Here is a 17,842-nt window from a genome sequence, read left to right as displayed (position 1 = left end):
GCAAGACCGCCCCCGCCCGGCTACCCCCACACCGGACGGCTGGCCTCGCCCCGGCGCCGCAGCCCGGGCCGCATGGAGGTGGCCCCGGTGTGCACCCCCAATCCGACCGGCAAAGCGGTGATGGCGGCGGGCTGCCACGCCCGGGGCAGGAAAAGGAGGCCTTCGTGCGGAAGCTTTTTGACACCATTGCCCCCCGGTACGATCTCATGAACACCGTGATGACGGGGGGTTATGTTTTGCGCTGGCAGCGGTGTTTCGCACAGGTCACCTTCCTGCGGCCCGGGCAGGCGGCCCTGGATGTGTGCTGCGGAACCGGCGAACTCGCCCTCATCATGGCCCGGCAGGTAGCGCCCGGGGGCCGGGTGGTGGGGCTCGACTTCTCACCCCGCATGCTGGCCATCGCGCGCGGCAAAGCCGCTCACTGGCAGGCCACTCGCACCGGCCGTACCGGGCCCGGCAGGGGCCGGCACGCGGGCCCCGGCTCGCTGGAGTTCGCCTCCGCAGAAGGTGAACCGGTCGAGATCCACTTCGTGACGGGGGATGCCCTGCAGCTGCCTTTCCCGGACGGGTCCTTCGACTGTGCCGCCATCGGGTTTGCACTGCGCAACGTGAGCGACATTCCCCGCTGCCTGGCCGAGATGGCGCGAGTGGTGAGGCCGGGGGGGAGGGTGGTTGCCCTGGAAGTGTGCCGGCCTCCCTCCCGCTGGGTGCGAGCCTGGTTTTACCCGTACTTTTACACCGTCGTACCCCTGCTGGGGTTGCTGGCCGGGTTCAGGCGGCCGGTGGCCGGGGGCCCCTTGCGTCCTTACAGTTACCTTCCCCGGTCGCTGGCCTACCTGCCAGACCTGGGGGATCTGGCGGCCGCATTCGCAGCAGCCGGTCTGACGGAGGTGCAGTACCGCGTGCTGCCCCCTGGTGTGGCGGCCCTGCACTGGGGAACCGTGCCCCGTACCCGCTCTGGAGCCAGCGGGGGGTAGGGTGGTCCCGCTTGAGGTAGTGGGGTCGGGTACTTCAAACAGGGAAGGGGCCGGCCTCCGTAGAATAGTCTGGATGAAGGGCCAAATCCAGCCGGCGAGGGGGGCTACCGGTGCGGAGAAGGCGGGTCCCCGACGTAGTGGTGCGCAGGCTGGCCATGTATTTGCGCGTGCTGGAGGAACTGGGGCCCGGCGATCACGACCGCTTTATCTCCTCGCAGGAGCTGGGGGATAGAGCCGGCGTGTCGGCAGCCCAGGTGCGCAAGGATCTGGCTCTTTTTGGCGAGTTTGGGAAACAGGGTGTGGGGTACCAGGCCCGCTTTTTGCGTGATGAGCTGCGCCGCATCCTGAACATCAGCCGCCCGCTCAACGTGGGCATCGTGGGCGTGGGTGAACTGGGCACGGCCCTGGCCCGGTACACCCTGAGGCGCTGGGCGGCCGACCAGAATTATCCCTTTCGCCTGGTAGCCCTGTTCGACAACGACCCCGCCAAGGTGGGCAGCCGGATCGACAACGTGGAGGTTTCGCCGTCCTCTTCCATCCCCACCCTGGCCCGGGAATTGAAGCTGAAAATCATGATGATCGCCGTGCCTGCTTCCGCGGCCCAAGCCGTGGCAGACCTCTGCGTTGCGGGCGGGGTACGGGCCATCCTCAACTTTGCTCCCTGCAAACTGCAGGTCCCTCCTCAGGTCCACCTGCAGCAATCTGACGTAAGTCTGGAACTGGAGCAACTGGCTTTCTACCTGTAGCGGCAAGGCGACACCATTAGGGGGAGGGGATTAACATGCCCGATGCCGCCGAGCGGAAGGGTGTGTTCACCACCGTGTCGGGGCAGGTGATCAAGGCCGTTTATCGCCCGGAGGACATCGCCGAGCTGGATTACGAGCGCGACCTGGGGGACCCGGGCCAGTACCCCTTCGTGCGCGGGGTGTACCCTACCATGTACCGTGGCCGGCTCTGGACCATGCGCCAGTTCTCTGGATTCGGTACGGCCGAAGACACCAACGCCCGCTTCAAGTACCTCCTGGAGCACGGGGAGACGGGTCTCTCCACGGCCTTCGATTTCCCTACTCTCTTAGGGTATGATTCCGACCACCCCCGTGCCTCGGGCGAGGTGGGCAAGCTGGGGGTGGCCATCGACACCCTGGATGATATGGAGAGACTGTTCCGAGGTATCCCGCTCGGCCAGGTGTCCACCTCCATGACCATCAACGCTCCCGCGGCCATCCTGTGGGCCATGTACCTGGTGGTGGCCCAGAAGCAGGGAGTGAGCTGGGATGAGGTATCCGGCACCATCCAGAACGACATCCTCAAAGAGTACATCGCCCAGAAGACCTTCGTATTCCCCCCTGCGCCTTCCATGCGCCTGATAGTGGATACCTTCGAGTTCGGTGCCCGCCATGTGCCGCGGTGGAACACCATCTCCATTTCCGGATATCACATCCGGGAAGCGGGTGCCACCGCGGTGCAGGAGCTGGCCTTCACCCTGGCGGACGGTTTCGCTTATGTGCAGGCCGGGATCGAACGGGGGCTTAACGTGGACGACTTCGCTCCCCGCCTCTCCTTTTTCTTCAACGCCCACAACGACCTGTTCGAGGAGGTGGCCAAGTACCGGGCTGCCCGGCGCATCTGGGCCCGGCACATGCGGGAGCGTTTCGCCGCGCGCAACCCGCGTTCGTGGCTGATGCGCTTCCACACCCAGACGGCTGGTTGTTCTCTCACCGCCCAGCAACCCGAGTGCAACATTGTCCGCACCACCGTCCAGGCCCTGGCTGCCGTGCTGGGCGGCACCCAGTCCCTGCACACCAACTCCATGGATGAGGCCCTGGCTCTCCCCAGCGAGAAGGCGGTGCGCATTGCCCTGCGCACCCAGCAGATCCTGGCGGAGGAGTCGGGCGTGGCGAACACCATCGATCCCCTGGCCGGGTCTTACTTCGTGGAGGCGCTCACCAACCAGATGGAGGAGCAGGCGGAAGAGTACTTCCGCAGGATCGAGGCTTTGGGCGGGATGATCAGGGCCATCGAAGCGGGCTTCCCCCAGCGGGAGATCGCCGACAGCGCTTACCGGTACCAGAAGGCGCTCGAGACGGGAGAGCAGGTGGTGGTGGGGGTCAACAAGTACGTGGTGGAGGAGAAGATCTCCATCCCCATCCTGCGCGTCGATCCCGAGGTGGAGCGGCGGCAGATTGCCCACCTGCGGCAGGTGAAGGCGGGACGTGACGAGGGCGTGGTTCGGCAATGCCTGCGGCGGCTGGAAGAGGAGGCCCGTGGCACGGGCAACCTGATGTACCCCATCCTGGAGTGCGTGCGTGCTTACTGCACCCTGGGGGAAATGATGGATACGCTGCGCGGTGTTTTCGGTACCTTCCGGGAGCCCGCCCTGTACTGAGGTTCAGTGGGGGTGAAAGGGTGAAGCGGCCGGTGCGCGTTTTGATTGCCAAGCCCGGGCTGGACAGCCACGACCGGGGGGCGAAGGTGGTGGCGCGGGCCCTGCGTGATGCCGGCATGGAGGTCATCTACACCGGCCTGCACCAGACTCCGGAGCAGATCGCCGAGACGGCGGTGCAGGAGGACGTGGACGTGGTAGGACTGAGCATCCTCTCCGGGGCTCACAACACCCTGGTGCCGCGGGTGGTGGAACTGCTGCGGGAAAAGGGCAGGGAAGACGTCCTGGTGCTGGTGGGTGGTATAATCCCGGAGGAGGACGTGCCGTTCTTGCAGGAACACGGCGTGGCGGCCGTGTTCGGGCCGGGAACTTCGACGGAAGCAATCGCCCGGTTCGTCAAGGAGAGGTTGCAGGGACAGGAATGTCGCTAGTAGACGAGATCAGGCGCGGCAATCGGCGGGCCCTGGCCCGGGCCATTTCCAGGGTTGAGGACGGGGGCGAAGAAGGTCGGCAACTGGTGAAAGAGGCGTTCCCGCATACCGGGAATGCCTTTGTCGTGGGTGTCACCGGAGCCCCCGGGGCAGGAAAGAGTACCCTGGTGGGGGCCCTGACGGGCCACTGCCGCCGCCAGGGTTTCACCGTGGGGGTGGTGGCGGTAGACCCCACCAGCCCCTTCACCGGTGGGGCGCTCCTGGGAGACCGGCTCCGCATGCAGGAGCACGCCCTGGACGAAGGCGTCTTCATCCGCAGCCTGGCTACACGGGGCTCTCTGGGGGGCCTGTCGCGGGCCACGGGTGATGTGGTGTGGCTGCTGGATGCCGCGGGTTTCGAGGTTATCTTTGTGGAAACCGTGGGGGCGGGGCAGGCGGAAGTGGATATCATGCGTTACGCCCACACCACCCTGGTTTTGGTAACCCCCGGCATGGGCGATGAGGTGCAGGTTTTCAAGGCCGGCATCATGGAGATCGGGGACGTGTTTGCCGTGAACAAGGCCGACCAGGAGGGAGCGGCTCGCCTGGCCCGGGAACTCGAGGCCATGCTCGACCTGGCAGGCTCTCGTGCCTGGCGTCCCCCGGTGCTGCTCACGGTGGCCCGGGAAGGCTCAGGGGTCCCCGAGCTGTGGCAGGCCCTGATGAATCACCGGGATTTTGCCCGGCAGACGGGACTCTGGCGGGACAAGATGAAGGCACGGGCGGAGGCCGAGGTGAGGGGCATCCTCACCGCCCGGCTGCTGGAAGAAGCCTGGCGCCGGGCTGGGGAACGGGGCCTCGTGCCGGGGCTGCTGGAGGAGGTGGCCGCCCGCAGGATCGATCCCTACACGGCCGCCGCCATGCTGGCCGACGGTATCCGGAGCTGACCCGCGTAGACGGGTGGGGCCGTTGTGCCTCGTGCAGTGTGACCAGAGAGATCTCGGAAGGGACGGGCTTCAAGAAGGGGGGCTTGACGGGGTGATCGTGGACAGCCAGTACGAAGAGTTGCGGCGCAGGGTGGCCGAGCTCGCCAGCCGGGAACTGGAACCGCGGGCGGCAGTGTGTGACCGCGAGGCCTCTTTCCCCTGGGAGAGCGTGCGGCGGCTGGCCGACGAGGGCTACTTCGGCCTTATGCTCCCACCTGAATACGGCGGGATGGGGCAGGGACTGCTGGCCTATGCCGTCTGCATGGAGGAAGTCGCCCGCGCCTGCGCCTCCTGTGCGCTCATCTGGGGAGTGCACAGCGCCCTGGTGGCGGGATCCATCCTGGCCTGGGGGACGGAGGAGCAGAAGCGCCGCTTTCTTCCCGCCCTGGGGAAGGCCGAAGTGCTGGGGGCGTTTTGCCTCACCGAGCCCGGCGCCGGATCCGACGCCGGGGCCTTGCAGACCACCGCCCGCCGGGAAGGTTCCTGGTACATACTGGACGGCCAAAAGATGTTCATCACCAACGGGGGCGTGGCCGGGTTATATCTGGTGATAGCTTCTACCGACCGCACCCAGGGGTCGCGCGGCCTCACCGCCTTCCTGGTCGAGAAGGAGCGGCCCGGTATTTCCTTCGGACCACCCCTCGAGAAGATGGGCCTGCGCGCGTCCGTCACCACTGCCGTCTACCTGGAGGGATGCCGGGTCCCGGAGGAAAACCGGCTGGGGCGTGAGGGGGAGGGGTTCAGGATCGCCCTGTCGGGGCTGGATCGGGGAAGGGTGGGCATTGCCGCCCAGGCGATCGGGATAGCGCGAGCCGCATACGAGCGGGCCCGCGATTACGCCCGCAAACGCGAGCAGTTCGGACAGCCCATCCTGAACTTCCAGGGTATCCAGTGGAAGCTGGTGGACATGGCCACCGACATCGATGCCGCCCGCCTGCTGTGTCACCGGGCGGCCTCCCTGGCCGACCGGGGGGAGCGGTTCACCAGAGAGGCGGCCCAGGCCAAGCTCTTTGCCACCCGCATGGCCATGCGCTGCTGTGAGGAAGCGGTGCAGATCCACGGCGGGTACGGGTACCTGCGGGACTATACCGTGGAGCGCCTCATGCGCGACGTCAAGGTGACGGAGATCTACGAGGGGACCTCCGAAATCATGCGGGTGGTAATCGCGGGCCAACTTTTCCGTTGAGGATTTATCTGACATTGTCGTCGGGCACGTGGTGCTTACCGTCATGAGCTACGGATGGGGATGCTCCGTCAGGTGTTGCCCCGGGGGAGAGTGGGTGCCATGAAGGTGCTGGGTCTGGTGGGTTCGGCGCGCCGCCTCGGCAACACGGAAATCCTGGTCAAGGAAGCGCTGGCGGGGGCGCAGGAGGCCGGAGCCGAGGTGGCCATGGTGAGGCTCACCGACCTGCGCATCCTCCCGTGCGACGGCTGCATGTCCTGCGTCTTCAGCCGTCGCCCGTGTCGGCTGGGCGACGACGTGCCCTGGTTGTTCGAGCAGATGACGGCTGCTGATGCCCTCGTGGTGGGGGCCCCCACCTACGTTCTGGGGCCGGCGGGAGTGATCAAGCTTGTCCTGGATCGTTACCTCATGCTCGGTCACCAGGTGGAGGAGCTGGGGAGGCGGGGGCGCCGGGGTGCTGCCATCAGCGTGGCCGGCCTGCGGGGATGGAATCCCTTCGGTGCCGGCCTGCTCAACCTGCTCCTGCTTGCCATGCAGGCCCATCCGGTGGGCTGGCTGGAGGCCTACGCCCCCGGCCCGGGGGAGGTGTTGCTGGAGGAAGGACTGATGGAACGGGCCCGCGCCCTGGGGCGCCTCGTCGTTGCTGAAGAAGCGCCCGCCGGCGCGGCATCGGCCTTCCAGACGCCTGCCAGCAAGCGCGCTGCCCGTTTTGAGGGAGGGATTTTTGCCTGCCCGTTCTGTGGCAGCCAGGTGCTGCGGGTGGGCCGGGGTGAGGTGGAGTGCCCGCTGTGCTCGTGTCGGGCGCCGTTGCACCCGGGCGGGGTGGGTGAATTCGTTACGCCCGGTCCCCATGGGCACCGGTGGGACCCGGTCCCCGCCCGCGAACACATTGAGGGCTGGGTCACGAGCACGCGCGAGTTGTACCTGGCCCGACGGGGTGCCATCCGCCCGTTACGCGACCGGTACCGGGCTATGGACAACTGGTGGATATCCCCGCCCTCCTGACACCACCTTTCGCGGGGACTTGCCCCTGGCATAAAATGGCACCCGGTGAAGGCCCGGGGAGGTTTCTGGTGCGGGAATGGGTATAATGGAGGCGGTGAATGGCATGGCCCGTGGTCTTACGGGTGCCGTCAACGTCCTGATGCCATGAAGGTGCCGGATCCCGGGTTTGCCGTGGTAGACGCGGATGGATCCCTGCGGTGGCAGGCGCGGCTGTGGCGCATGGCCGCCCAACGCGTGGCCCTGGAAGCGCGAGGGCTCAGGTACATGGCGCCGCTGTGGACGTTCGCCCGAGCGAGTCGTGTGCTGGCCTCCCTGGGGCCGCCTTTGGTTTTCCTGGGCACGGGGGATTTCCACCACCTGGCGTACCACCTAATCAGGCGCAAGGCCCGTGAACCTCTGACGGTCTTGGTTTTCGACCGTCATCTGGACGGGCAGCCGGGCATCCCCGGTTTTGTGACCTGCGGGTCATGGCTGGGGAAGGTGGTCAGGTTGCCCCGCGTGAGGCAGGTCGTGGTGGCGGCAGCCGAGGCGGCAGCCGAGGGGCAGGGGGCGGCTGCGGCACCCCGGTCCGGGGACGGAAGCACGGGGGCCAAATTGCTGGTGGTTCCTCCTCAGCGGGTGGTGCAGGTGCGCGGGGAGCTGCCGGAGGAGTTCAGCCTGCTTTTTCCCACCCGGAAGGTGTACGTGAGCATCGACAAGGACGTCCTCCGCGAAGCGAGGACCACCTGGGGCAGCGGACCCCTGGTTATGTCCGACCTGGCCAGGTGGCTCTCCTGGTTGCGCAGGTCCCGGGAACTGGTGGGGGCAGACGTGTGCGGCGAATTGGTGCCCCGCAGTCCCTGGCCCGATGACCGGGAGATGCTCGCCATCAGGACGAACGAGGCCTTGAACCTGCTTCTGTACCGCGTTCTGGCGGGGTTGTCGGTGCGGGCAGCTCGTGGCGCTGGTCTTATTTCCCCGCGTGGCAGGGGTCGCGCCGCCGGGTAGCGCCGGGGCACGGCGCGGGGGCTGGGGTGGCGGGGAAGGCGCTGGATGACCGCCTGGGGTGTGCTGTGGTGGCGGCATTCACCTCGATAGCAGCGGGTTCCAGGGCGGATCGAGCGCCCGGGAAGGGTGGGGGTGCAATGTGTTGACGGAGGTCGATAAGAAGGTTATAATGCCCAGTGCAAGATCCTTATGAGGAGGGATCAGCCCTGCGCCTGCACGGGCCGGACGAACCGGTATACACCATCAGCGTGGCTGCCCGCCTCCTGGGGGTCAACCCGCAGACCCTGCGGGTGCTGGAACGGTACGGGCTGGTGTGTCCTTTCCGCACCGAGAACAACATCCGCCTGTACTCGGAGAACGACCTCATCCTCTTGCGGCGGATATGCCACCTCATCCGCGTTGAACGTATAAACGTGGCCGGGGTGAAGCTGATCCTCCGCATGGAGGGCATCCTGTCCGACGAGATGGGTGGCCGTTCCGGCGGTGTCTACGAAGAGGCGGGGGGCCGTTCCGGCGACGAGCCCGCCGCTGCGTCCGGGCGCGAGCCCCCCGGTGCGGGTCGTTCCGTGTACGGTGGCGCCGGGGGCTCGGCGGCCCGGCGGATTCCGGTTGAGGTAAGGGACGAGGAGGACGCCTAAGAGGGCAGCCACCAAGAAGAGACGATTGTGGACGAGGAGGTGCGCCTGTATGGCGAAGGTCGTGGGAATCGACCTGGGGACCACTAACTCAGTCATCGCGGTAATGGAAGCCGGTAAACCCCAGGTGATCATCAACGCGGAGGGAAGCCGTCTTACCCCTTCCGTGGTGGGATTCACCAAGTCGGGCGAGCGCCTGGTGGGGCAACTGGCTCGCCGCCAGGCGGTCCTGAACCCGGCGAATACAGTGTTTTCCATCAAGCGCTTCATGGGGCGGCGCTATGATGAGGTCAGCATGGAGCGAGACCGGGTCCCTTACCAGGTGAAGCGCGGTCCCAACGACACGGTACGCGTGTACCTGCCCGCGGCGGGGAAGGAGTTTTCCCCGGAAGAGATTTCCGCCATGATCCTGCAGAAGCTGAAGATGGACGCCGAGAAGTACCTGGGCGAGCCCGTCACCAAAGCGGTGATTACCGTGCCCGCGTACTTCAACGACGCCCAGCGCACGGCCACCCGCGATGCCGGGCGCATCGCCGGGTTGGAGGTCCTGCGCATCATCAACGAGCCCACGGCCGCATCCCTCGCCTACGGTCTGGACAAGAAGTCCAATGAGACCATCCTGGTGTGGGACCTGGGCGGCGGCACCTTCGACGTCTCCATCCTGGAGGTGGGCGACGGCGTATTCGAGGTGAAGGCCACCGCGGGGGACACCCACCTGGGCGGCGACGACTACGACATGCGGCTGGTCAATTACGTGGCCGACCGCTTCCAGCGGGAAACGGGGATCGACCTGCGCAAGGACCGGCAGGCCCTGCAGCGTCTCCTGGAGGCGTGTGAGAAGGCCAAGTGTGAACTCTCCTCGGTACCCGAGACCACCATCTCCCTGCCGTTCATTACCGCTGACGCCTCGGGTCCCAAGCACCTGGAAGAGCGCATCAGCCGGGCTAAGTTCGAAGAGATCACCCGGGACCTGACTGAGCGGTGCATCGGTCCCTTCCGCCAGGCACTGGCCGATGCGAAATTGACGGAGCGCGACATCGACGAGGTCATCCTGGTGGGTGGCGCTACCCGTATGCCCGCCATTCAGGAGCTGGTGCGCAAGCTGACCGGCAAGGAGCCACACCGCGGGGTTAACCCCGACGAAGTGGTGGCCGTGGGGGCGGCCATCCAGGCCGGGGTGCTGGCCGGGGAAGTGAAGGATATCGTCCTGCTCGACGTCACTCCCCTCTCCCTGGGTATCGAAACCCTGGGCGGCGTGATGACCAGGCTCATTGAACGCAACACCACCATTCCCACCCGCAAGAGCGAGATATTCACCACCGCGGCCGACGGGCAGACAACAGTGGAGATCCACGTGCTGCAGGGCGAGCGGGAGTTCGCCCGGGACAACCGGACCCTGGGGCGGTTCCTGCTCGACGGCATCCCGCCCGCGCCGCGTGGCATCCCCCAGATCGAGGTCACCTTCGACATCGACGCCAACGGCATCCTGAATGTGACCGCCAAGGACCGTGCCACCGGGCGCCAGCAGCACATTACCATCACAGGGTCGACCCAACTGTCCAAGGACGAGATCGACCGTATGGTGAAGGAAGCCGAGCAATACGCGCAGGATGACAAGCGCCGGCGCGACCTGGTGGATGCCCGCAACCAGGCGGACTCCCTTATCTACCAGGTGGAAAAGACCATGAAGGATATGGGAGACAGGTTGTCAGCCGACGAGAAGGCCCGCATCGAACGCGCCATCTCCTCGCTGCGCGAGGCTACCAAGGGCGAGGACGTAGCTCGTATCCGCTCGGCCATGGAGGAATTGCAGCAGGCGTCCTACCGGATGGCCGAGCAGTTGTACCGCCAGGCCGCGGGTGCCGCGGGCTCGTCGGGGGGCTCCGGTGCTTCCTCGACCGGGTCGTCGCGGGGCGGCGGAGACGACGTCATTGACGCCGAGTACCGTCCCAGCGACGGGGACAAGTAGCCGCCGGGCGGAGGTGTGACCGGTGACCCATCCTGAGAGCTGCGTGCAACCGCGGGAGGAAGACCCGCGTGGGGAAGTAGAGCGGTTGAAGGCCGAACTGGACTCGGCCCGGGAGGAGCTGGAACGCGTTCGCGCAGAGCTGGAAACCGCCCGGGCGGAACTGGAGCGCGCCCTGGCGGAGCAGGAGACGGCTCGGGCGGAACTGGAGTCCAAGCGTCAGGAAGCGGAGCGCAACTGGGACCAGTTCCTGCGCGCGCGGGCCGACCTGGACAATTACCGGCGCCGCATGGAGCGCGAGGTCGAACGCCTGGTGGAGCGCGGCCGGCAGGATCTTCTCCTGCGGTTCCTGGACGTCGTGGACAACTTCCAGCGTGCCCTCATGCCCCAGGTGATGGCCTCGGCCGACCCCGATGGCCTGCGCCGGGGGCTGGAACTGATCTCCCGGCAACTGGACACCATGCTCAGCCAGGAGGGCGTGGAGCCGATCCAGGCGCTGGGCAATCCATTCGATCCCCGTTTCCACGAGGCGGTGGCCGTGTGGGAGTCGCCCGACGTGGAAGCGGAGACCGTAACCGACGAAATGCAGAAAGGATACCTGTATCGCGGGGAAGTACTGCGGCCGGCGCGGGTGCGGGTAGTTCGCCCCGCGGCCGGCGGCCCGCCGGGGAGCCCTGGCCGTGGCGATGGCCCGCAGGCTGGCCCCGGTGGATACTGATGGGGTGCACAGTGGGGTGCACGCTGCCGCGCAGGCCGGCGTGCTCCCTGGGGACTACCTGTGCGAGAGTGAGCGGGGCGGTGAGCCCTGGTGGAGTTCAAGGACTACTACCGCATCCTGGGTGTTTCCCGGGACGCCAGCGATGAGGAGATAAAGAAGGCATACCGGCGGCTGGCGCGCAAGTACCATCCCGACGTCAATCCGGGAGACAAGGCGGCCGAGGAGAAGTTCAAGGAGATCAACGAAGCGTACGCCGTCCTGTCCGACTCGGAGCGGCGCCGCCGTTACGACCAGTTGGGTGCGGACTGGCCCCGCTGGTCCCAGTGGGAGCGTGCCCAGCGCCAGGCAGGTGGATTCGGTCCCACATTTACGGGAGGAGCGGGCGCGGATTTCTCCGAGTTCTTCCGCACCTTCTTCTCCGATCTGGGGCTGGATCTGGAGCAATTGCTGGCCCAGGCGGCCGGGGCTGCAGGGGGGCGCCCGGCCGGGGGACGTGCAGAGGGAAGGTCCGGCGGCAGGCGGACCTTCTGGTGGACCTGGCCTCCCCGCGAGGCAGAGACGGTAACGCCCAACGGAGGAGGTGGCCCCCAGGAAGCGGGCACCCTGGAGGTCACCCTGGCAGAGGTGGCGCACGGTACGCAGCGCCAGGTGGAACTGGTGCTTCCCGGGGGTACCCGGCGCCTCGAGGTGAGGGTCCCCCCCGGCGTGCGGGATGGACAATTGCTCCGCCTGCCCGGAGGAGCGGGGGGCCAGGATGTGTACCTGCGGGTGCGGGTGAAGCCCCATCCCCTCTTCACCCGGGAGGGGGACGACCTGGTCTACGAATTGCCCGTCTCGCTTACGGAGGCCGTCCTGGGGGCGGAGGTGGAGGCACCCACCCTGGACAGCGGTCGCGTTAAAGTGAAGGTGCCGCCTGAGACCCAGAACGGGGCGGTGTTGCGGCTGCGGGGGCTGGGGCTCCCCCGCCGTGACGGGGGCCGGGGTGACCTCCTGTACAGGGTGAAGGTGGTACTGCCCACCCGCCTGGGCAAGCGCGAGAAGGAGCTGTTCGAGGAATTGGCCCGCCTCCGGCCCGAGACCCCCGCCCGCTGAGGCAGGTCGGGCCTGCAGGAAGGCCTGCCTTCTGCAGGCCGGTCTGTTGAGGCCTCGCGAGCGGCGGGCCGGCGTCCCCCGATGCCCGTTTGTTGAGAGAGGAGCGCGTGTCGTGCAACCGGAGCGTTTCACCGTGAAGTCGCAGGAGGCCCTGGCCTCTGCTCAGGCGTTGGCCCGGTCTGGCCAGCGCAGCCAGGTTGAGCCGGAGGACCTTTTGCTGGCCTTACTGCGCCAGGAGGAAGGGCTGGTGCCCACCTTGCTGGCGCGGTGCGGTGCCAATCCCGAAGCCCTGGCCGCCGAGATGGAGAGGGAACTGGGGCGGGCACCAAGGGCTTATGGTGCCGCGGCGGGGGCGTATGTGTCGCCCCGTTTGGCCGGGGTCCTGGATGGGGCCCAGGCGGTGGCCAGGCGGCTGAAGGACGAGTACGTGTCCACGGAGCACCTGTTGATTGGGCTGCTGGGTGACACTGGCCCGGCCGGGCAGGCCCTGCGCCGGGCAGGGATAACCGAAGAGTCGGTCATGAGGGCTCTGGCCCAGGTCCGGGGCACCCAGCGCGTCACCGATCCCGAACCCGAGGGCAAGTACCGGGTGCTGGAAAGGTACTGTCGCGATCTCACCGACCTGGCCCGGCGCGGCAAGCTGGACCCCGTCGTCGGCCGGGACGAGGAAATCAGGCGGGTGATCCAGGTCCTTTCCCGGCGCACAAAGAACAATCCCGTGCTCATAGGGGAGCCCGGGGTGGGCAAGACCGCCATCGTGGAGGGGCTGGCCCAGCGGGTGGCCAACGGGGATGTGCCGGAGACCCTGAAGGACAAGCGGGTGCTGGCGCTTGACCTCGGGGCCCTGGTGGCGGGGACGAAATACCGGGGCGAGTTCGAGGACCGCATGAAGGCCCTGCTCAAGGAAATCGAGGCTGCCGAGGGACGCATCATCCTGTTCATCGACGAACTGCACACCCTGGTGGGGGCCGGAGGGGCGGAGGGGGCAGTCGATGCTTCCAACCTGCTCAAGCCCGCCCTCGCCCGCGGGGAACTCCGCTGCGTGGGTGCCACTACCCTGGACGAGTACCGCAAGCACATCGAGAAGGATGCCGCCCTGGAGCGGCGCTTCCAGCCCATCTACGTGGGTGAGCCTTCCGTGGAGGATACCATCGGCATCCTGCGGGGCCTGAAGGAAAAATACGAGGTTCACCACGGAGTACGCATCCGCGATTCTGCCCTGGTAGCAGCGGCTACCATGTCGGCGCGCTACATCTCGGACCGGTTCCTGCCCGACAAGGCCATCGACCTGGTGGACGAAGCAGCGGCCCGGCTGCGGACCGAGATCGACAGCGTGCCGGCAGCCATCGATTCCCTGGAGCGGCGGGCGCGCCAGCTTGAGATCGAGGCGCAGGCCCTTTCCCGGGAAGATGACCGGGCGGCGCGGGAGAGGCTGCACCAGGTGGAAAGTGAGCTGGAATCGCTGCGGGCGCGCATCGCCGAGGCCCGTACCCGGTGGGAAGAAGAGAAGCGGCTCATCGGCCGGGTGCGGGAACTGAAGGAGAAGATCGAGGCCACCCGCATTGAAGAGGAGCAGGCCGAGCGGCGCGGGGACCTGGGGAGAGCCGCCGAGCTCCGCTACGGCGTGCGCCTGTCCCTGCAAAAGGAACTGGAAGAGGCCAACCGACAACTTGAGGCCATCCCGCCCGGCCAGCGCCTGCTCAAGGAAGAGGTTGACGAGGAAGACATCGCCCAGGTGGTGGCCAGGTGGACGGGCATCCCCGTCACCCGGCTGCTGGAAGGCGAAATGGCGAAGCTTCTGAGGATGGAGGACCGGCTGCGTCAGCGGGTGGTGGGGCAGGATGAGGCGGTGCGGGCGGTTTCCGACGCCATCCGGCGGGCCCGGGCCGGGCTGGCCGATCCCAACCGCCCCCTGGGGTCGTTCCTCTTCCTGGGGCCGACCGGAGTGGGTAAGACCGAACTGGCCCGCGCCCTGGCGGAGTTCCTGTTCGACGACGAGCGGGCCCTCACCCGCATCGACATGTCCGAATACCAGGAGCGCCACACCGTCTCCCGCCTGATCGGTGCTCCCCCGGGCTACGTGGGCTACGAGGAGGGCGGCCAGCTCACCGAGGCCGTGCGCCGCCGTCCTTACTCCATCATCCTCTTCGACGAGGCGGAAAAAGCCCACCCCGAGGTTTTCAACCTCCTCCTGCAACTTCTCGATGACGGTCGGCTCACCGATGGACACGGCCGCACCGTGGACTTCCGCAACACGGTGGTGATCATGACCTCCAACCTGGGCTCCACCTGGATCCAGGAACTGGGGGGCCGTGACGATGCCGAGATGCGGCGGCGGGTCATGGAGGCCGTGCGCGGTCACTTCCGTCCCGAGTTCCTCAACCGCCTGGACGAGATCATCATATTCAACAGCCTGGGGCCGGCCGAAATCAGGCGCATCGTGGATCTCCAGATTGACCGCCTGGCCGCCCGTCTGCAGGAGCAGGGGTTGGCCCTTGAGGTCACCGAGGCGGCCCGTGACCTGCTGGCTAAAGAGGGGTACGATCCCGTCTTTGGGGCCCGGCCCCTGAGGCGTACCATCGAGCGCCGGGTGGCGAACCGGGTGGCGGGCGCCATCCTGGAAGGAAGGTTCCGTTCTGGCGACACCATCCTGGTCGACCGGCAGGGAGACGACCTGGTGCTGGCGAAGAAAGGTTAACAACGCTGCGCCGGGGCTCCGGCGGTGGCCATATTCCCGCGGGACATCCCCGGTTGGGCGCAGATAGTGTTGCGTCTCAAGACCACCGAGCCCAAGGAATGCGTTGACCGTCTTGTCGCCGCCGGCTTCGACGTCACCCATGTGTCCCTGGTGTGGGCCGACGCCTGAGGCGCTATTGCAGTAGCTGGCCTTCCACCGTATAATGAACGTGGATCTTGAGGTCGGGGCGTGGCCCAGCTTGGTAGGGCGCGTGGTTCGGGACCACGAGGTCGCCGGTTCAAGTCCGGCCGCTCCGACCATCTCTTTTGGCCTCACGCGGCCATTTCCCTCGGACGGCAGACTGTCTCCGACCGAGAGTTGAAAGGAACGGTGAATTGTGATACGGTTACTGGCTCTAGATCTGGACGACACTCTGCTCGGACGGGATGGCAGTATCAGCGCGGAGAACCTGGCTGCGCTGGAGGAGGCCAGGCGGCGCAACATCCAGATCACCATAGCGACGGGCCGACGCTGGCTGTCGGCCCGCGAATACGTGGCACAGGTTAAGCCTACCCTCCCGGTCATCTGCTACTGCGGTGCCAAGGTGGTGGATGCAGCTGGGGAGCGGGTGAGGGAGTTGCACCTGCTGCCTCCCGATCTGGTGGAAGACCTGCTCGGGTTCCTGGCCGGGGGTTCCTACCTTTACGGGCTGTACGTAGACGATGAGATATATACGCAGGCCTGGCTCACCCTGCCGGGCCGACCCGAACAGCCCCCGCCCGGGGTGCATGTGGTACCCTCCGTCCCGGCCGCGTACCGGGAACTCCAGGTGCAGGGGGCGGTACCGGTACCTCAGGTGGACATCTTCGGGGAAGAAGCCGTTGAGGCGGTGCTGACAGCCTTCCCACCGGAACGTCAACGGGGAGCGCGTTTCATTCCCCTGCGGTCGGGAACCCTGGTCTACCTGAAGGTGCTGCCGGAAGCGGCGGAAAAAGGCCAGGCCCTGGCCCGGCTCTGCGAGCAGGCGGGAATCGCGGCCCGGGATGTGGTGGCCATGGGAGACAGTCCCCTGGACGAGGGAATGCTGCGGTGGGCCGGCACCGGGGTGGCCATGCCCTGGGCCAGCGACCAGGTCAAGGAAGCCGCGGACCTGGTAATTGATCAGAGTGAGCCCCATCCGGTGGCTGCCGCTATCCGCCTGCTGCTATCGCACCAACTTGCCGGCCGTGTTCAAGGCTGCCTGAGCTAGCTCCACCAGAAGATGAAGGCGTCGATCAGGGCGTGCACCGCTACTGCCAGGGCCAGGCCTCCGGTACGGTATGCGCTTCTGCCCAGGAACCATCCCAGGGCGGTCATGACCAGCGCTCCGGCCGGCCCGCTGGGGCGGGACGAGGGTCCGAGGTGAATGAGGCCGTACAGCAGCGCCTGAGCTACCAGTCCCCAGGCCGGGCCGAGATAATCGATCAGTTGTACCTGCGCCAGGCGGCGGAACAGGTATTCTTCGGCCATGGCGTTGGAGATCCCGAAGAAAATGCAGATCCCTGCGGCGTATGGCCAGTAACCAGGCAGGTTGGTCACCAGCGGCGCGGGAGGACGGTACAGGTAGCGATAGAAGACCAGGAATGCCGCGGCCATGGCCGCACCTTGGGCCCACCATGCCGCGCTGATTCGCCCCCAGCCGGCTCCCAGGTCGCGGAGCCTCCATCCTGCGATGAGGGCGACCAGCACGGCGGTCATGATCCAGACCGCTTTGAAGGCGGCGTTGGCAATTTCGGGGCGGGCGTTGGAGATGGCGGCGGGCAGGGCAGCCGGTATGGTAAGCGCTGCCAGGTAGAGACCCAGGCACAGTCCCAGCAAGGCGGTGGCAACGCCCCGGAAGGGCCGCACCTGGGGAAGCAAGGTGGCCAGGCTGGCCAGGAACAACGCGCCGGAGAGGTAAAGCAGCGTGGGGGGGCGCGCCAGGCCCATGGCGTACCCGACCAGGGCCACTGTACCCACGGTAAACGCATACTCGATCGGGCCGGGATTACGGGTTCTCTTTCGCGCACGGGAACGCAACGTAGCATCACTCCCTGGAGGCAGCGGGACTCTGACCCAGGTGAGATTCGCCAGCGTTATCCGCTGGTCCTGCGGATGCCGGTGGAGCCCGGCCCGATCGAGGGCGGTGGGCAGGGGCCAGGCGTCCCCGTAGCGAAGCTTTTTCCCGCCGGTGCAGAGAAGGGCGCGTTGGCACTGGAGGAGGGAACGCAGCATGGTGTGGTGGCAACTGTTTTTGGCCTTCGCGCGGGTGGGAGTCCTGGGGTACGGAGGTGGTCCTTCCTCCATCCCTCTGGTGGAGATCGAGGCGGTGGACAACTACCATTGGATGACGACGGAGGAATTCGCGGACGTGCTGGCCATGGGCAATGCCCTTCCGGGGCCCATCGCCACCAAAATGGCGGGGTACATCGGGTACAAGGTGGGTGGCCCCCTGGGGGTGGTGGCAGCGTTGGCCGGCCTGGTATTGCCGTCTCTGGCGGCGATGCTCGTCCTTTACCATCTGCTGGGCATGTTCAGGGCGGTGCCCTGGGTGCAAGGGATGATCAAGGCAGTCAAGCCGGTGGTGGTGGTACTGTTACTCCTTCTGGTGTGGGAGATGGTGCCGTCCTCCTTCGCGGACTGGAAGGGGATCGCCGTGGCCGTGGTGAGCCTGGGCCTAATCCAGTTTGCCCACATCCACCCCGCCCTGGTCATCGTGGGTGCCCTGGCAGCGGGTGCCTTCTTCTTCCGCTGAATCCGCGTGGTCGAGGCTGGTAGCAGGCGGGAGGCGGGGGGCGGTTGGGG

The 17,842-nt window shown here is 66.8% G+C and carries 17 protein-coding genes and 1 tRNA gene; 17 read left to right on the top strand and 1 reads right to left on the bottom strand.

All coding sequences use genetic code 11. From position 1 onward, the window contains the following. Positions 1 to 89 precede the first annotated feature (89 nt). The 16 genes from AB1446_00370 (at position 90) to AB1446_00295 (ending at position 16,268) form a co-directional block, all read left to right on the top strand. The gene (locus AB1446_00370) at positions 90 to 977 is read left to right on the top strand and encodes a class I SAM-dependent methyltransferase (GenBank protein ID MEW6545356.1); all 888 of its coding nucleotides are present in this window, start codon (positions 90 to 92) and stop codon (positions 975 to 977) included. A gap of 110 nt (positions 978 to 1,087) precedes the next feature. Then, positions 1,088 to 1,723, top strand: coding sequence for a redox-sensing transcriptional repressor Rex (locus tag AB1446_00365; protein MEW6545355.1), 636 nt, complete (start codon positions 1,088 to 1,090; stop codon positions 1,721 to 1,723). 35 nt (positions 1,724 to 1,758) lie between these two features. Next, positions 1,759 to 3,363 (top strand): methylmalonyl-CoA mutase family protein, encoded by a 1,605-nt coding sequence (locus AB1446_00360; GenBank protein MEW6545354.1) that lies wholly within the window; start codon positions 1,759 to 1,761, stop codon positions 3,361 to 3,363. A gap of 20 nt (positions 3,364 to 3,383) precedes the next feature. Beyond that, complete coding sequence (locus tag AB1446_00355) at positions 3,384 to 3,791, top strand: cobalamin B12-binding domain-containing protein (protein ID MEW6545353.1); 408 nt, start codon at positions 3,384 to 3,386, stop codon at positions 3,789 to 3,791. After that, positions 3,782 to 4,717: a methylmalonyl Co-A mutase-associated GTPase MeaB gene (gene meaB, locus AB1446_00350; GenBank protein MEW6545352.1), complete on the top strand. Its 936-nt coding sequence runs from the start codon at positions 3,782 to 3,784 to the stop codon at positions 4,715 to 4,717. The genes AB1446_00355 and meaB overlap by 10 nt, the downstream gene beginning before the upstream one ends. 91 nt (positions 4,718 to 4,808) lie before the next feature. Next, the gene (locus AB1446_00345; GenBank protein ID MEW6545351.1) at positions 4,809 to 5,942 is read left to right on the top strand and encodes an acyl-CoA dehydrogenase family protein; all 1,134 of its coding nucleotides are present in this window, start codon (positions 4,809 to 4,811) and stop codon (positions 5,940 to 5,942) included. A gap of 99 nt (positions 5,943 to 6,041) precedes the next feature. Then, positions 6,042 to 6,944, top strand: a complete 903-nt coding sequence (locus AB1446_00340; GenBank protein MEW6545350.1) for a flavodoxin family protein — start codon at positions 6,042 to 6,044, stop codon at positions 6,942 to 6,944. Positions 6,945 to 7,088: 144 nt separating this feature from the next. Beyond that, entirely contained in the window at positions 7,089 to 7,931 is an 843-nt protein-coding gene (locus AB1446_00335; protein MEW6545349.1) for a hypothetical protein, read from the top strand. 176 nt (positions 7,932 to 8,107) lie between these two features. Then, entirely contained in the window at positions 8,108 to 8,569 is a 462-nt protein-coding gene (locus tag AB1446_00330) for a MerR family transcriptional regulator (protein ID MEW6545348.1), read from the top strand. Between the two features lie 49 nt (positions 8,570 to 8,618). Beyond that, positions 8,619 to 10,535, top strand: a complete 1,917-nt coding sequence (gene dnaK, locus AB1446_00325; protein ID MEW6545347.1) for a molecular chaperone DnaK — start codon at positions 8,619 to 8,621, stop codon at positions 10,533 to 10,535. A gap of 22 nt (positions 10,536 to 10,557) precedes the next feature. Then, positions 10,558 to 11,250 carry a nucleotide exchange factor GrpE gene (grpE, locus tag AB1446_00320; GenBank protein ID MEW6545346.1) on the top strand — a complete coding sequence of 231 codons (693 nt, stop codon included), beginning with the start codon at positions 10,558 to 10,560 and terminating at the stop codon, positions 11,248 to 11,250. A 90-nt stretch (positions 11,251 to 11,340) separates the two neighbouring features. Further along, positions 11,341 to 12,342: a J domain-containing protein gene (locus AB1446_00315; protein ID MEW6545345.1), complete on the top strand. Its 1,002-nt coding sequence runs from the start codon at positions 11,341 to 11,343 to the stop codon at positions 12,340 to 12,342. A gap of 112 nt (positions 12,343 to 12,454) precedes the next feature. After that, positions 12,455 to 15,040 carry an ATP-dependent chaperone ClpB gene (clpB, locus tag AB1446_00310; protein MEW6545344.1) on the top strand — a complete coding sequence of 862 codons (2,586 nt, stop codon included), beginning with the start codon at positions 12,455 to 12,457 and terminating at the stop codon, positions 15,038 to 15,040. Positions 15,041 to 15,064: 24 nt separating this feature from the next. Beyond that, on the top strand, positions 15,065 to 15,208 hold the full coding sequence (locus AB1446_00305; protein ID MEW6545343.1) for a hypothetical protein: 144 nt from the start codon (positions 15,065 to 15,067) through the stop codon (positions 15,206 to 15,208). A gap of 54 nt (positions 15,209 to 15,262) precedes the next feature. Then, positions 15,263 to 15,339, top strand: a tRNA-Pro gene (locus AB1446_00300). Positions 15,340 to 15,416: 77 nt separating this feature from the next. Beyond that, the gene (locus AB1446_00295; protein ID MEW6545342.1) at positions 15,417 to 16,268 is read left to right on the top strand and encodes an HAD-IIB family hydrolase; all 852 of its coding nucleotides are present in this window, start codon (positions 15,417 to 15,419) and stop codon (positions 16,266 to 16,268) included. Here the strand turns inward: AB1446_00295 and AB1446_00290 are convergent. Beyond that, a complete protein-coding gene (locus AB1446_00290; protein ID MEW6545341.1) occupies positions 16,265 to 17,077 on the bottom strand; it encodes a CPBP family intramembrane glutamic endopeptidase in 813 nt (270 codons plus the stop codon). The two genes, AB1446_00295 and AB1446_00290, sit on opposite strands and share 4 nt — an antisense overlap. 193 nt (positions 17,078 to 17,270) lie before the next feature. Here AB1446_00290 and AB1446_00285 point away from each other — a divergent pair, with 193 nt between their 5' ends. Next, positions 17,271 to 17,792: a chromate transporter gene (locus AB1446_00285; protein ID MEW6545340.1), complete on the top strand. Its 522-nt coding sequence runs from the start codon at positions 17,271 to 17,273 to the stop codon at positions 17,790 to 17,792. Positions 17,793 to 17,842 lie beyond the last annotated feature (50 nt).

Source organism: Bacillota bacterium (genome assembly GCA_040757085.1).
GTDB lineage: Bacteria > Bacillota > Sulfobacillia > JACIYH01 > JACIYH01 > JACIYH01.
Note: the sequence above shows the minus strand (reverse complement) of the source record. Positions and strands in the feature narration are given on the sequence as shown.